At 66.8% G+C, this 15,713-nt stretch carries 9 protein-coding genes; 7 read left to right on the forward strand and 2 right to left on the reverse strand.

Annotated elements, in window-relative coordinates; all coding sequences use genetic code 11:
- Positions 1-59 precede the first annotated feature (59 nt).
- The gene (locus ABC319_RS17690) at positions 60-1,703 is read right to left on the reverse strand and encodes an inorganic phosphate transporter (protein ID WP_413071479.1); all 1,644 of its coding nucleotides are present in this window, start codon (positions 1,701-1,703) and stop codon (positions 60-62) included.
- Between the two features lie 324 nt (positions 1,704-2,027).
- On the opposite strand from ABC319_RS17690, the gene ABC319_RS17695 reads away from it, so the two are divergent.
- From ABC319_RS17695 to ABC319_RS17725, 7 genes are all read left to right on the forward strand, one after another.
- The gene (locus tag ABC319_RS17695; protein ID WP_413071480.1) at positions 2,028-3,224 is read left to right on the forward strand and encodes an MFS transporter; all 1,197 of its coding nucleotides are present in this window, start codon (positions 2,028-2,030) and stop codon (positions 3,222-3,224) included.
- Between the two features lie 74 nt (positions 3,225-3,298).
- On the forward strand, positions 3,299-4,282 hold the full coding sequence (locus ABC319_RS17700) for a cation diffusion facilitator family transporter (protein WP_413071481.1): 984 nt from the start codon (positions 3,299-3,301) through the stop codon (positions 4,280-4,282).
- A gap of 106 nt (positions 4,283-4,388) precedes the next feature.
- Positions 4,389-5,954: a GH39 family glycosyl hydrolase gene (locus ABC319_RS17705; protein WP_413071482.1), complete on the forward strand. Its 1,566-nt coding sequence runs from the start codon at positions 4,389-4,391 to the stop codon at positions 5,952-5,954.
- A gap of 42 nt (positions 5,955-5,996) precedes the next feature.
- Positions 5,997-7,643 (forward strand): family 43 glycosylhydrolase, encoded by a 1,647-nt coding sequence (locus ABC319_RS17710; RefSeq protein WP_413071483.1) that lies wholly within the window; start codon positions 5,997-5,999, stop codon positions 7,641-7,643.
- A gap of 202 nt (positions 7,644-7,845) precedes the next feature.
- Positions 7,846-10,899, forward strand: a complete 3,054-nt coding sequence (locus ABC319_RS17715; RefSeq protein WP_413071484.1) for a TonB-dependent receptor — start codon at positions 7,846-7,848, stop codon at positions 10,897-10,899.
- 54 nt (positions 10,900-10,953) lie between these two features.
- Complete coding sequence (locus tag ABC319_RS17720; RefSeq protein WP_413071485.1) at positions 10,954-12,504, forward strand: tryptophan halogenase family protein; 1,551 nt, start codon at positions 10,954-10,956, stop codon at positions 12,502-12,504.
- Positions 12,504-14,024: a tryptophan halogenase family protein gene (locus ABC319_RS17725; RefSeq protein ID WP_413071486.1), complete on the forward strand. Its 1,521-nt coding sequence runs from the start codon at positions 12,504-12,506 to the stop codon at positions 14,022-14,024. The genes ABC319_RS17720 and ABC319_RS17725 overlap by 1 nt, the downstream gene beginning before the upstream one ends.
- Positions 14,025-14,034: 10 nt before the next feature.
- On the opposite strand, the gene ABC319_RS17730 is transcribed toward ABC319_RS17725, so the two are convergent.
- A complete protein-coding gene (locus tag ABC319_RS17730) occupies positions 14,035-15,651 on the reverse strand; it encodes an alpha-L-fucosidase (RefSeq protein WP_413071487.1) in 1,617 nt (538 codons plus the stop codon).
- Between the last annotated feature and the right edge of the window lie 62 nt (positions 15,652-15,713).

The raw sequence follows: 15,713 nt of genomic DNA on the forward strand, positions 1-15,713 counted from the left end.
CAGCGTCAGGGGTCGGACGCACGACAGGCAGGGGCGTTCCGGCGAACCGGCGCGATCGTTCAGCCGCCGACGGCGTGGATGATGCCCAGCATCGCCCAGTAGAGCGTGCCGGCGAGCAGCATCGCGACCGGCAGCGTCAGGATCCACGCGAGCAGCATGTTGCGGATGGTCCGCCGCTGGAGCCCGGCCCCGTTCGCGACCGACGCACCGGCGACCCCCGACGACAGGATGTGGGTGGTCGATACCGGCATGCCGAAACGCTCGGCGAGCAGTATGGTGGAGGCGGCGACGAGCTCCGCCGACGCACCCATGCCATAGGTCAGGTGGGTCTTGCCGATCCGCTCGCCCACGGTGACGACGATCCGCCGCCAGCCGACCATCGTGCCCAGGCCGAGCGCCAGCGCCACCGATACCTTTACCCAGGCCGGGATGTAGCGGGTGCCCTGCTGCAGCCGGTCGGCATAGTCGGTAACGGCATCGAGTTCCGCGGCGGTCAGCGTCTCGCGCGCGGCGGTCGCCTTCTTCACCTGCGCGACGGTATCGAGGACGAGGTACATGTCGTTGCGCAGGTTCGGCGTCTCGGCGGCAGGGACCCGGCGCAGCGAGCCGTAACCGGCGATGCGGTCGGACACGTCGGCGGTCAGCGTGGCCAGCGCGCCGTAGGTCCGCAGCGATTCCACCCGGCGGTCCCGCAATGCCTGGGTCAGGGTGGCGCGGGCTTCGTCGGGAGCGGGGCGTACCCCGTCGGCCGCGCGCAGGAACGCGCGCTCCGCCACCGCCGAGGACCGGACGAAGGCGGGCGTGGCGCTGTCCGGCACGGTGCGGTTGAGCGCATAGGCAGTGGGTGCGCAGCCGATCAGGATCAGCATGATCAGACCCATGCCCTTCTGCCCGTCATTGCCGCCATGCGCGAAGCTAACCGCGGTGCAGGTGAAGATCAGCAAGGCCCGTATGCCGCGCGGCGGCGGCTGGTCGGCGGCGGGCTGACGATACAGGGCTGGATCCGGGGCGAGGCGCTTCAGGACGAGCAGCAGGACGAACGCGCCGGCGAACCCCAGCAGCGGGCTGAAGAGAAGGGCGGCGAGCACCTTTTGCGCCTGCGTCCAGTCGACGCCGGCGGTGGCGCCCGTGCCGCTCGACAGCAGCTGGTTGGCGACGCCCACCCCCAGGATCGAGCCGATCAGTGCATGGCTCGACGAATTGGGCAGGCCGACATACCAGGTCGCCAGATTCCACCCGACCGCGGCGAGCAGCAACGCGAAGATCATCGCATAGCCACCGGCGCTGCCGACGTGCAGCACCAGATCGACCGGCAGCAGCGTGACGATGGAATAGGCGACCGCTCCGGACGACAGGAGCACGCCGAGGAAGTTGAAGAAGCCCGACCAGACCACCGCCAGCGGCGCCGGCATGGCATGGGTGTAGATGACGGTCGCCACCGCGTTGGCGGTGTCGTGGAAGCCGTTCACGAATTCGAACCCGAGCGCGATGACCAAGGCCGCGCCGAGGAACAGGAACACGCCGAGCGCCATCCGCTCGCCCACCTGCTGCGTGTCGACCAGAATGCTGAAACCGGCATAAGCCAGCCCGCCGATCAGGAGCATGCCGAAGATCCAGCGGCTGGCCGGGTGAAACTCGCCGTGCAGCCGCGCTCCCGGCTGGGCGACGGATGAAGGCGGAGCGAGGGCGGTCGAGTGGGCCATGACACCTCCATCCGGTGCAGATGCGACAGAAGCATGACAGTCGTGCTTGTCGCCCGGCGGTCGCGGCTGGTGGTGATCGCGTCGCGCATCCGCGTTGTTGCCGTGACGGCGTGGCTGCAAAGGACGGATGCTTGGTTGCAGGCGGCGCAGCTGGCATCATGCTGGTTTGTAAAAACCACGCTTTGTCAGAAGGATGCGGGATGTGCGCGCCGTGGAGCAGCATCTGGCGGTCGCAATTCGTCACCCGCTGCGCTTGTGCGGCGGCCGACACTGTCTACGTGGCGACCTGGCGGGCGGCAGGGTCGCGCACGCCTCCGGGAGATCATGATGGTGGAAGCGCAACCACGCGCGGTGCGGCCGGGCCTGGTATTCTTCGCGCTGGCGATGGGCGGGTTCGCGATCGGAACGACCGAGTTCGCGACGATGAGCCTGTTGCCGGATTTCTCGCGCGGACTGGGCATTTCCGAACCGGTGGCCGGCCACGTCATCAGCGCCTATGCGCTGGGCGTCGTCGTCGGTGCGCCGCTGCTGGCGGTGCTGGCGGCACGCATGGCGCGACGGACGCTGCTGATCGGGCTGATGACGCTGTTCGCGATCGGCAACGCGATGAGCGCGCTGGCGCCCTCCTATCACGCGATGCTCGCGTTCCGGTTCCTGAGCGGACTGCCGCATGGTGCCTATTTCGGGGTCGCGGCGCTGGTTGCGGCCTCGCTGGTCGGGCCGGAGCGGCGAACGTTCGCCGTATCCCGCGTCATGCTGGGGCTGACCGTGGCGACGATCGTCGGCGTGCCGCTGGCGAACTGGATCGGCCAGATCGCCGGCTGGCGGTGGGGCTTCGGGATCGTCGCGGTGCTGGGGCTGGCGACGGTCGCTCTGGTGGCGGCGTTCGCACCCCATGATCGTCCGGCCGGGTCGGCCAGTCCCCTCGCCGAGCTGAACGCCCTCAGGATCCCGCAGTTGTGGCTGACGCTGGGCATCGGCGCGATCGGCTTTGGCGGGCTTTTCGCGGTCTACACCTATCTGGCGTCGACGCTGGTCGAGGTGACGGGGATGTCGACGACGGCAGTGCCGCTGGTACTGTGCGTCTTCGGCCTGGGTATGCTGGCGGGAAACCTGCTGGTGCCGATGTTCGCCGATCGTGCGCTGATGCCGACGGTCGGCGGGCTGCTGCTATGGAGTGCGGCGTCGCTGGCGATTTTTCCCTGGGCAGCCCAGCATGCGTGGGCGGTAACGATCGACGTCTTCCTGATCGGCATCGGCGGGTCGCTGGGCACCGTGTTGCAGACGCGGCTGATGGATGTCGCGCGGGATGCGCAGAGCCTGGCGGCGTCGCTGAACCATTCCGCGTTCAACACGGCGAACGCGCTGGGCCCCTGGCTGGCGGGGCTCGCCATCGCCGGCGGTCATGGCTGGACGTCGACCGGGATCGTCGGCTGCGGACTGGCGCTGGGCGGGCTGGCCTTCTGGGCGGTGTCGCTGGCGACGTCCCGGGAGACGCGCGTGCTGGCTGCGGCGGAATGAGTCGCGGGCGAGGATGAACGTCGCGGGGTGATCGGGCGTTGCGGCCTCCTATCCGCGGAGTATCGATCACGCATATGGCCAGTACCAGTCTGGGCAAGACCATCCGGTCCAACATCGTCCTGTTCGGCGCGCTGTTCGCCAATGTCGGGATCGCCGTCGCGAAGTTCGTCGCGGCGGGCTTCACCGGCTCGTCGTCAATGCTGTCGGAAGGGTTCCACTCGCTGGTCGACAGCGGCAACCAGATCCTGCTGCTGTATGGGCAGCGACAGGCCAAGCGACCACCCGATGCCCGTCATCCGTTCGGATATGGCAGGGAGCTGTATTTCTGGGCGTTCGTGGTCGCCATCCTGATCTTCGCGCTGGGTGCCGGCATCTCGTTCTACGAGGGCTGGCTGCATATCCGCGAACCCGAGCCGCTGGCCGATCCCACCATCAACTATGTCGTGCTGGGTATCGCCACGCTGCTGGAGGGAAGTTCGTGGACGATCGCCGTGCGCGAGTTCCGGCAGTCGAAGGGAGATCTCGGCTGGTGGGCGGCGATCAAGGAGTCGAAGGACCCCGCCAGCTTCATCGTGTTGTTCGAGGACTCGGCGGCGCTGGCCGGGCTGATGGTGGCGGCGATCGGCATCTGGGCGAGCCACGCGATGGAGGACCCGCGGATCGACGGGGTCGCCTCGATCGTGATCGGTGTGATCCTGGCCGCCGTCGCGGTGTTGTTGGCACGCGAGGCGAAGGGCCTGTTGATCGGCGAGCGGGCCGATCCGCGGGTCGTGGAGCGGGTCCGCGCCCTGGTCGCCGCGAGCGAGGGAGTGGTCGCGGTCAATCATGTGCGCACGATCCATACGGCGCCGGATGCGGTATTCGTCGCCATCAGCGCCGATTTCGACGATCGACTGACGATGGGCGAGGGCGAGGCGCTGATCGAGCGGATCGAGGCGCAGCTGCGGGCGGAGTTCCCAGACATCTCGTCGATCTATGTGCGACCGGAGCGAGCCGCGGAGGAAACGGCACGAGCGGAGCAGCGGCGATCCGCGCCCGCGGCCGGCGACCGACGATGAGCGACCGGGCCGAATGACGATCCACATGATCATGCTGGTCAGGCCGCACTGCTACCGCTAACATGCACGTCAACGATCCCAGTAGAGGGACGAGGGAGGTGTCTGGGTGCAGTTCGGAAGCAGGATCATCGGTGCGGCTGGATTGGCGGCCAGTGTGCTGTTCACCGGCGCCGTCGCGGCCGAGCCGGCGAACCGATTGATCGCGGTCGACGTTCGGGCCACGACGACGCCGCGCGACCGCATGGCGCAGATGTCGATCGGCTCCGACTTTCCCGGCACGCTGATCCGCGACGATAGTCTGGCGCAGCTCCGGATCGTGCAGCGGGAGCTGAACTTCCGCTACATTCGCTTTCACAACATCTTCGCCGATCAGCTCGGCACGTATCGGGAGGTCGACGGCAAGCCGGTCTATGACTGGAGCAGGATCGACTACCTCTACGACCAGTTGCTGGGCATGGGCATCAAGCCGTTCGTCGAGCTGGGGTTTACGCCGGACGCGATGAAGACGTCGAACCAGACCCTGTTCTACTGGAAGGGAAATACGTCGCACCCCCAGCCCACCAAGTGGACGGGGCTGGTCGATGCCTTCGTCCGCCACCTGATCGGGCGCTACGGTGCGGCGGAAGTGCGAAACTGGTATTTCGAGGTGTGGAACGAGCCGAATCTGGACGGTTTCTGGGAACGTGCCGACCAGCGGGCGTATTTCGACCTGTATGCCCGGACCGCCATGACGATCAAGGCGATCGATCCCGCGCTGCGGGTCGGCGGACCGTCGACGGCGGGAGCGGCATGGGTACCCGAGCTGTTGGCCGATGCGCGGCGGCAACAGGCGCCGGTCGATTTCGTGACCACCCATACCTATGGCGTCGAAGGCGGTTTCCTCGACGAGAAGGGTGAGGGCGACAACAAGCTGTCGCGCGATCCCGATGCGATCGTGAACGACGTTCGCAAGGTGCGCGAGCAGATGGACGCCGCCGGCCGGCCCGGAATGCCGCTGTTCTTCACCGAGTGGAGCACCAGCTACAACCCGCGCGACCCGATCCATGACGACTATCTGGGCGCAGCGTATATCCTGTCGAAGCTGCGTCGCACCGAAGGGCTGGCGCAGGGCATGAGCTACTGGACGTTCAGCGATCTGTTCGAGGAGCCGGGTCCGCAGGCCAAGCCGTTCGAGGGCGGCTTCGGGCTGATGACCCCGCAAGGGATCCGCAAGGCGGCATGGTTCGCGTACAAATACCTGAACGATCTGGGCGACCGCGAGTGGAAGACGGGCGATGCGCAGAGCATCGTCGCGCGCAAGGGTGCGGCCGTGCAGGTGCTCGCGTGGCGCGACGCGCTGCCCGAGCAGCCGGTCAGCAACCGGCCATTCTTCACCAAGGTACGCGCGCCGGCGCCTGCCGCGCCGATCGACCTGGCGCTGTCGGGAATGAAGCCGGGATCGTACCGGGTGACGGTGCGCCGGACCGGGTTCCGCCAGAACGACGCCTACACCGCCTATCTGGACATGGGTCGTCCGGCGACGCTGACCCCGGAGCAGGTGCAGCGGTTGCAGGCACTGACCGCGGACCGCCCGACGGCGACCGTCATACAGGTCAAGCGTGACGGGATGCTGCGAACGACGATGCCGATGCGCGACCATGACGTGGTGATGGTCGAGGTTGCCCCTCGTTAGGGCGCGGTCCGCTCCATTGCCCAATTGCCGGAGACCCGTCCCGTGATCGTTCCACGCCGTACCATCCTGAAATCGATGATGGCCGGCGCCATCGCCCCGGCCATGCCGGGCGCAGCATCGGCAGATGCGGTCGCTCCGCCGAAGGACGGCAAGGTGCCTGGCGGCAAGGGCGCCGATGGCCGGCGCAAGGCCGATCTGGGCAACGGGTTCTTCCGCAATCCCATCGTCGCGGGCGACCATCCAGATCCGACCATCCTGAAGGACGGCGACGATTACTACATGACGTTCTCGTCGTTCGCCTCCTATCCGGCGCTGATCATCTGGCATTCCACGGATCTGGTGAACTGGACGCCGATCGGGCCGGCGCTGCACCGCGAGCTGGGGGTGATCTGGGCGGTCGACCTGGTGAAGCATGGCGACCGTTACTTCATCTACATACCCGCCGATCCGGCGCAGCAGGGCTGGTCGATCTTCGTCATCTGGGCCGATGACATTCGCGGCCCGTGGAGCGAGCCGATCGACCTGAAGATCAGCGGCCAGATCGACCCCGGCCATGTCGTGGGCGAGGATGGCCGGCGATATCTGTTCACCAACGGCATCAAGAAGATCCGCCTGCGCGACGACGGACTGGCAACCGACGGCGTGCTGGAGGATGCCTATGCCCCGTGGCGCTATCCCGACGACTGGGTGGTAGAGAACTTCGCACCCGAAGGCCCGAAGCTGCTGCGGCGCGGCGGCTGGTTCTACCTGGTCACCGCCGTCGGCGGAACCGCCGGCCCGGCGACCGGGCACATGGTGATCGCCGCCCGCTCGCGATCGGTCCAGGGGCCGTGGGAGCATTGCCCGCACAATCCGCTGGTCAGGACCTACTCGGTCGACGAACCCTGGTGGTCGCGAGGCCATGCCACGCTGGTCGAGGGGCCAGCCGGCGACTGGTGGATGGTGTATCACGGATACGAGAACGGATATCGCACGCTGGGCCGTCAGACCCTGCTGGAGCCGATCGAGTGGACGGCGGACGGCTGGTTCCGCGCTACCGGTGGCGACCTGTCGCGAGACCTGCGCAAGCCCGCGGGCGGCCGCATCGGCCGGTCGGAGCCGGCGCTGACCGATCCCTTCACCGAGGATCGCATGGGGATCCAGTGGAGCTTTCACCAGCCGGTCCCGGGAGAGGCACGTCGGGCGGTCTACGAGCAGCGGGCGTTGCGCATCGATGGCCGGGGAACGTCGCCCGCCGACTCGTCGCCGCTGACCTGCATCGTCGGCGACCGGTCGTACGAGGCGGAGGTGTCGATCGATCTGGTCGGCGACGCGGAGGCCGGGCTGCTGCTGTTCTACAACCACAAGGCATTCGTCGGGATCGGGTTCACGCCGGAGACGGTCAAGATCTTCGAATATGCCGAGGAACTGGTCTGGGCGAGGCGCCCGCAACGGGCACGCACGCTTCGCCTCCGGCTGCGGAACGACGCGCACGTCGTCACCTTCCATTATTCCACAGACGAGGGACGGACGTGGACGCGGCACGACACGCGGATGGAAGTGTCCGGCATGCACCATAATGTGTTCGGCGGTTTCCTGAGCCTGCGGCTGGGCATCTATGCGGCAGGCGGCGGCGCGGCGCGGCTGCGGGATTTCCGCTACCGCGTCATCGACGGTGTGGATCGCGAAACGGTGCTGCCACGAGCCTAGGACAGCGAAGCTGACGATCGCTACCATCGGCGGTCGGAGCGCGGCGGATTGGCAACACTCTACTACGGTGATCCGGTAGACGGCGTGAAGACACTTGCAGAAGCGCTAACACAAGCATATCCCGATGATAGCGGTAGCATCCTGAGAATGGTGCACCTGGCTTGGCAGGCGATCACGCGCTGCCCGCCATTGGAGGGGATGGATGATGAAGGGGATCAAGCTCGTTTCGAATCGGCGTTTGGCCATCGGCACGATCCGAGGCGGCGTGTCGCTTGCGGCACTGCTGACCGCCGGCCTGAGTGGCCAGGCATGGGCACAGGCCGAGTTGCAGACGGCGTCGCCCGATACGACGCAGGCTGCTGTTCCCGGACAGGAGCAGAACGAGCCAGGTGCCGATAACGACGGCGAAATCGTGGTCACGGGTCGACGCGCCGCACTGGAGGCGGCCGACGAGCGCAAGCGGCGCAGCGAGACGATCATCGACTCGGTCGTTGCCGACGACGCGGGCAAGCTGCCCGACAATTCCATCACCGAAGTCCTGCAGCGTGTGTCGGGCGTGTCGATCGTGCGCTTCGCGGCGCTGGGCGATCCGGATCACTTTTCGGTACAGGGCTCGGGCGTGCAGGTGCGCGGCCTTACCGGCGTCGCGTCGCGTCTAAACGGGCGCGAAATCTTTAGCGCTAACAACGGTCGTGCCATCTTGTGGAGCGACGTGACTCCCGAACTGATGGCGGCCGTCGATGTGTACAAGGCGTCGACGGCGGACCTGATCGAGGGCGGCACCGGCGGCCAGATCGATCTGCGCACCAAGATGCCGTTCGATTTCAACGGCAAGTTCCACGTTGCGGGCACGGGCGAGTTGAGTGTCGGCGATCTGGCCAACAAGGCCGATCCGATGGGCTCGATGCTGGTGACCGATACGTTCGATACGCCGATCGGCCGGATCGGCGTGCTGGCCGACGTGGCGTACAGCCAGTTCAGCTCGCTGTCCCAGTTCATCCGCACCGAGCCATATTTCAAGACGCGGATCAGCGGCAATGACTACTACGTGCCCGGCGGCTTCACGTACGGCGAGGAGGCGTTCCGCTATCGCCGGACCGGCATCTACGGCGCGGTGCAGTGGGCGCCGTCGGACAGCCTGACCTTCTCGGGCACCTTCTTCCAGTCGCGCTACAAGAGCCAGTCGAGCGATTACGGCGCGCAGGTGTCGTCGCAGACGCTGGCGGTCGATCCCGCGAACAGCACCTTCGACGAGAACGGCCTGCTGCTGAAGACCAACTCGCTGTTCAATCGCGACACCGGCACCTTCGCGGCCGGCGGAACGGTCAACAGCAGCGGCAACAAGGGCTTCGTCACGAGCAACACGCGGACACGCGATTACTCGCTGTCGTTCGCCTGGGTGCCGGAGGGCGGCCCGCTGAGCGTGCGCGGCGCCATCCAGCGGGTCGATTCGACGCAGATCTACGACCGGCTCGACATCTTCCGCGAGGTTAGCTTCGGGTCCGGGTTCGGCATGGACCTGACCGGCGATCTGCCACGGATCACGGTCGGGCCGTCGACCCAGGCATCCTTCGCCGATCCGGCGAACTATTTCTGGTCGGCGTCGATGCCGCACAACGAGGACAACAAGGGTCGGCTCGACACGGCACAGCTCGATGCCGAGTACAGCATGGACAACAGCTTCTTCCGCTCGGTGAAGGTCGGCGGCCGCTATGCCAAGCGTACCGAGCGCGACTTCTCGAACGGCTATAACTGGACCGCGCTGGGCCGCGGCTGGAACGGCGACCCGCAGCTGACCTATGCCAACGCGGCGCCGGGCGATGTCGCGGTCCATACGTTCAAGGACTTCTTCCGCGGCGAGACGCTGTTGCCCGGCAACCTCCAGTTCGCGACTGAGAGCCTGGCCGAGCGGTTCCACAAGGATCGCACGGGGCTGGTCACGCCGCCGCCCGCAGGCTTCTGCCCGCCAGGCACCGAGTTCAATTGCACGGCGAGCGGACCGCTGCCGCAGAGCGGTTACGGCGGCCTGTCCGGTATCCGGCCGGTCGGCTTCGTCCTGCCGGACGACCGCGTCGACAACCGTACGACCAACATCGCCGGCTATGCGCTGGTCCGGTTCGGGCCGCAGGGCGGCGAGCCGGGGATCGCGGGCAATGTCGGCGTCCGTGTCGTCCACATCGAGAACGAAGGCAGCGGCTTCATCCGCCAGAACGGCGTGACGTTCGTGCGGAACGGTGCGACCGCGACGTTGACCAACGCTGCCGTGCCGCGCGGCGGCAAGGCCGAATTCACCCGCGTCCTGCCGTCGATCAACCTCGACTATTCGCCGAGCGAACGTACCAAGCTGCGCGCGAGCTATAACGTCACGCTCGACCTGCCGACGTTCAATGCCCTGCGTGCGTCGGGGACGGTAGGCGTCAACACGACGCCGGGCGCCACGCCGAGCGATCTGCCGATCTTCACCAACTTCACGACCGAAACCGGCAATCCGCTGCTGAAGCCGACCATGTCGAACAACTTCGACCTGTCGTTCGAGTATTATCTGAAGTCGGGGACATCGTTCCATGTCGCGCCGTTCTACAAGCGGCTGACCGACGTGACGCTGTTCTCGCTGACGCAGTGTCAGGTGAACATCCAGTTCTCCGACGGTACGACGGAGCTCGCGAACATCGCGGCGACGGATTACATCAACTCGGACAAAGCGGCGGAGGTTCGCGGCGTCGAGGTCGGTGGCCGCTTCTTCCTCGACATGCTGCCCGGCTTCGCCAGCGGTTTCGGTTTCGAGGGCAACTATACCTTCATCGACAGCAAGAACCCGGGTGACATCTATCGCGACATCAACGGCGTGATCCGCAGCGACGCGCCGCTGGTCGGCCTGTCCAAGCACAACTTCAACGCGGCGCTGCTGTACGAGCGCAATCCGCTGTCGATCCGCGTCGCCTATTCCTGGCGGTCGAAATATCTGCAGACGACGAACAGCAACGGCACCAACCCGACGTACAACTATTACGCCACGCCCGGGGTGGCGACGCCGATCCAGATCGCGTTGCCGGTATATGGCGACAATTACGGCACGCTCGATGCCGGCGTTCGCTTCAAGGTGACCGAGAATTTCTCGTTCGGTGTGCAGGGCACCAACCTGACGGCCTCCACCCAGCGAACCCTGATGGGCGGCTATCCGGGCGGTGCGCGGGTCGGGCGCAGCTGGTTCCAGAGCGATCGACGGATCAGCACTGGCATCAACCTGTCGTTCTGACGATAAAGGGTCGCCTGCCGGGAATGACTGGCAGGCGACCCTGTTGGGAGGCGGATGACCAAGCGTATTCTGATCGCCGGCGGGGGCACGGCCGGCTGGCTGACCGCGGGGTATCTGGCCAGGCGGCTGGGCGCCGACCTGCCCGGTGGCGCATCGATCACGCTGGTCGAATCGAAGGTGATCGGTGTCCTCGGCGTGGGCGAGGGGACATTCCCGACGATACGGCGCACGCTGGCGACGATAGGTATCGACGAGGCCGAACTGGTCCGTCGATGCGGCGCGACGTTCAAGCAGGGTGCCAAGTTCGCGCACTGGCGACATACGCCCGGCCAGGGGCGCTTCGATCACTACATGCATCCGTTCCAGGTTGCCGACGACAGCAACGGACTGGAGCTGCTTCCCTATTGGCTGCTGGGCCTGGGCGGCGACGAGAACTGGGACGAGGTCTCCAACCCGCAGAAGCGGACCGCGGACGCGCACCGCGCACCGAAACTGCCCAATCATCCCGATTACGTCGGGCCGTTAAACTACGCCTTCCACTTCGATGCGATCGCGCTGGCCGGGCTGCTGTGCGAGCAGGGGGGGCGCAACGGCGTCACCCACATCGTCGACACCATCGACGAGGTGCTGATCGACGAGGACGGTGCGATCGGCGGATTGCGAACCGAGCGGAACGGGACGCTGGAAGCGGATCTCTATATCGACTGCACCGGCTTCCGTGCCGAGCTGATCGGGCGTGCGCTGGGCGTGCCGTACCGGTCGTGCCGCGACGTCCTGTTCTGCGATCGCGCGCTGGCCGCGCAGCTCCCCTATGCGACGCCCGATGCGCCGATCGCCTCCTACACGATCTCGACCGCGCAGGAGGCGGGCTGGATCTGGGACATCGGGCTGACCCAGCGGCGTGGCATCGGCCATGTATACTCGTCCGACCACACCGACGACGCTGCGGCCGAAGCGACGCTGCGCCGCTATCTGGGACCCGCCGGTGCGGATGCCGAGGTACGCCGGTTCGCGTTCGATGCCGGCTTTCGCGAGGTCAACTGGGTCAAGAACTGTGTGGCGATCGGCCTGTCGAGCGGCTTCTTCGAGCCACTGGAGGCGACCGGCATCGCCTTTGCCGAGGTGGCCGCCGGGATGGTTGCGAACCTGTTCCCGTGGGGTGGCGACTACGAGACGTCGGCCCGCCAGTTCAATGCCAACATGCTGCGCCGGTACGAGCGGGCGCTGGACTTCATCAAGCTCCACTATTGCATATCCGGGCGGCGCGACACGGCGTTCTGGCGCGACAATGTCGCGGACACCTCGATCCCCGACAGCCTGCTCGAACTGCTCGACCGGTGGCGTTTCCGCCCGCCCAACGAGCTGGACATCGATCCGCAGGTCGACATCTTCACCGATGCGAGCTGGCAATATGTCCTGTACGGAATGGGCTGGAAGACGGACCTGTCGGCCCGGGCCGGCGCGTTCCGCTATCATGACGACGCGCGTCGCGCCTTTGCCGAGGTGAAGCGGCAGGTGCAGTTTGGTATCCGGAACCTGCCCTCCAATCGCGATCTGGTCGCCTTCGCCGAGCGGCATCGCTTCGGTGCGAACCAGGCGGGTTGATGGACCGCCGCGATCCGCACGCCATCCGCAAGGTGGTGATCGTCGGCGGGGGCACGGCCGGCTGGATGACGGCGGCGGCGATGACGCGGCTGGCCGAGGCCGGCCTGTCGGTGACGCTGGTCGAGTCGGAGGAGATCGGCACGGTGGGGGTGGGGGAGGCGACGATCCCGTCGCTGCTCGACTTCAACCGGATGCTGGGCATCGACGAGAACGCCTTCGTCCGCGCGACGCAGGCGACGTTCAAGCTGGGCATCCAGTTTCGCAATTGGGGGCGGATCGGCGACACCTATCTTCACCCGTTCGGCATCCACGGGAAAGACGCGCAGGGCGTGTCGTTTCACCAGCTCTGGCTGCGCCAGCGGAGCATCGGCAGCGATTCCGGGCCGATCGAGGACTATTGCCTCTCTGCGGTCGCGGCGCGGCTGGGGCGGTTCACCCGTCCGGTGGAAAACCCGGCCGCCGTGCTGTCGACCCTGTCCTACGCCTTCCACTTCGATGCAGCACTCTATGCCGCGTTCCTGCGCGATTATGCCGAGGAGGGCGGCGTCCGGCGAGTCGAGGGCCGTGTCGTAGCGGTCGAGCGGGAGGCGGATAGCGGCTTCGTCGCGGGCGTTACGCTTGCCGATGGTCGCCGCCTCGATGGCGACCTGTTCGTCGATTGCAGCGGCTTTCGCGCGCTACTGCTGGGGGACGAACTCGGCGTGCCGTTCACGAGCTGGCAGCATTGGCTGCCCTGCGACCGGGCCTGGGCGGTGCCGAGCCCGCGGGTCGCGACGATGCCGCCCTATACGCGGGCAACCGCGGGGCGGGGCGGCTGGCGCTGGCGCATCCCGTTGCAGCACCGGACCGGGAACGGCCATGTCTATTCGAGCGCCCATCTGGGTGACGACGATGCCTTGCGCGAGTTGCTGGACGGGCTGGAAGGCGAGCCGTTGGCCGAGCCGCGCCAGCTGCGGTTCGTGGCGGGACGGCGCGATCGCCTCTGGGATCGCAACTGCGTGGCGATCGGGCTGGCCGGCGGTTTCCTGGAGCCGCTGGAGTCGACCAGCATCCACCTGATCCAGGCCGGCATCACGCGGTTGATGAGCCTGTTTCCCGATCGCTCGTTCGATCCGGTCGAGATCGCCGAATACAATCGGCAGATGCTCCGCGAATATGAGCAGGTCCGCAATTTCATCATCCTGCACTATCACGCGACCGCCCGATCGGATTCTTCGTTCTGGGATCACTGCCGGACGATGGACGTGCCATCGTCGTTGCAGGACAAGATCGCGCTATGGTCGGGCAAGGCGCGGCTGTTCCGCGAGGCGGGGGAGCTGTTCACCCCGGACAGCTGGATCGCCGTGCTGCTGGGTCAACACGTGCAGCCGGCCTCGTTCGACCCGCTGGCGGGTGCGCTGCCGGCCGAGGGTTCCGCGCGCTTCATGGACCATCTGCGTGGTATCATCGCCAGCACCGCGGCGGCCATGCCGACCCATGCGCAGTTCATCGACCGGGAGTGCGCAGCGGCCTCGCGGTAGTGGGCGGCGGTCAGGCGGTCAGCCCGCGGCCGTCGATGCGGTACACCGGGACGATGCCGGAGACCTGACCGACATCGAGTTCCAGGGCATCGGCCGACTGGCGGAACGTCGTGGTGGCGCCGCCCAGCCGGGCGATGCGATCAATCCGTCCTTTCAGCTGGCGGCCCAGCGCGGCGATCCGCACGGTGCCGCGCGGCGGCTTCAGGAAGAACAGGTAGAGGGTTTCGCCGTTGGTGGTGAAGCGCACGTCCTGCAGGGTGAAGCCGGTGAAGGCGCCCTCGTTCTGCATGCCGGCCGCCAGTTTCGTCGGTCCCTCGCCATAGACATGCCACGGACGTGAGCCGAAGATCGCCTGGCCGTTCACCGCCATCCAGCGTGCCAGATCGTCAAGGATCCGCTCCTCCGCGGCATCGATGCTGCCATCGCCGCGCTGGGGGATCGACAGCAGCAGGTTGCCGTTCTTCGACACCACGTCGGCCAGTCGTTGCAGCACATCCTCGGCCGATTTATAGCTGCGATCGGTGAAGCGAGCGCGGTTGTAGAACCAGTCGCCGATGCAGGTGTCGGTCTGCCACGGCTCCTCCCACAGCCGGTCGGAAAAGCCGCGCTCGACATCCTGGACCAGACCGAAACGGGCGTGCGGCTTCAACTGCTTGGCGGTCAGCACCACGTCGATGCCGCCGTGCCAGTCGATCGACCGGTTGTAGTAATCCGCCGCCGCCGCCAGTCCGATCGGGCCGAAGGGCAGTTCGTAATTGTCCATGTAGCAGAAGTCGGGGCGGTATTTTGCCAACAGGTCGGTTTGCCGCAGCAGCCACTGCCGCGCGTAGCGCGCATCGCCGGGTGGTGCCGTCTCGATCCATTGGCCGTCGTTCCGGTCGTGCCACGCGTCCATCGCGGCGACGCTGTCGATGCCGTCTGGCGCGACCATGTGACGGCCGGTGTATAGCGTCTGAGGATCCAGCCCCTCCCACCAGCGACCGCGGCCATCGGCCTTGGTCAGCCCGTGCGCGTCGTACCGCTCGCCTCGACGCGGCCCTTCGGGATCATAGGCATAGGCCGGCTGGTACCAGTGCCACGCATGGCTGGCATGGTTGGAGACACCGAACCGCAGCCCCGCATCCCGCGCGGTCTTCGCCCAGATTCCCACCACGTCGCGCCGGGGCCCGACCCGCGTCGCGTTCCACGGATGATGTGCGCTGTCGTAGCAGTCGAGATTGTCGTGGTGGCAGGCGAGCGAGACGAAATACTTCGCACCGGCCTTCACGAAGCGGCGCATCAGCGCCTCCGGCTCCCACCGGTTCGCGGTCCATCGCGGCAGGATGTCCATCATGCCGGTGTCGGCGGGATGGCCGTACGTCGCCAGATGGTGGCGGTACATCGGATGCCCCTGCATGTAGAGCAGCCGGCCATACCAGTCGCCCTGTTCCGGCACGGACTGAGGGCCCCAGTGCGACCAGATGCCGAACTTGGCATCGCGGAACCAGTCCGGATAGCGATAATGCCGGACGAGCGAGGCCCAGTTGGCCTGTACCGGCCCCGCCGCCGTCACCCCCGCGCGTGCGACGGCGGGCAGGGCGGCGAACCCGGCCAGTACCTCGCGCCGTCGCCACGCGGCCGGGGTCATGCGCCGTGTTCCCATAGCCTTGTGATCGGCAGCAGCGATGCGGTGACCGCAATGTGTCGCAT

This window comes from Sphingomonas phoenicis (assembly GCF_047238005.1).
In the GTDB taxonomy this organism is placed as follows: Bacteria; Pseudomonadota; Alphaproteobacteria; order Sphingomonadales; family Sphingomonadaceae; genus Sphingomonas.

Coding starts and splice junctions, on each gene's coding strand:
- ABC319_RS17730 (WP_413071487.1), bottom strand. CDS start 15,651: ATGACCCCGGCCGCGTGGCGACGGCGCGAGGTACTGGCCGGGTTCGCC.
- ABC319_RS17715 (WP_413071484.1), top strand. CDS start 7,846: ATGATGAAGGGGATCAAGCTCGTTTCGAATCGGCGTTTGGCCATCGGC.
- ABC319_RS17720 (WP_413071485.1), top strand. CDS start 10,954: ATGACCAAGCGTATTCTGATCGCCGGCGGGGGCACGGCCGGCTGGCTG.
- ABC319_RS17695 (WP_413071480.1), top strand. CDS start 2,028: ATGATGGTGGAAGCGCAACCACGCGCGGTGCGGCCGGGCCTGGTATTC.
- ABC319_RS17700 (WP_413071481.1), top strand. CDS start 3,299: ATGGCCAGTACCAGTCTGGGCAAGACCATCCGGTCCAACATCGTCCTG.
- ABC319_RS17725 (WP_413071486.1), top strand. CDS start 12,504: ATGGACCGCCGCGATCCGCACGCCATCCGCAAGGTGGTGATCGTCGGC.
- ABC319_RS17690 (WP_413071479.1), bottom strand. CDS start 1,703: ATGGCCCACTCGACCGCCCTCGCTCCGCCTTCATCCGTCGCCCAGCCG.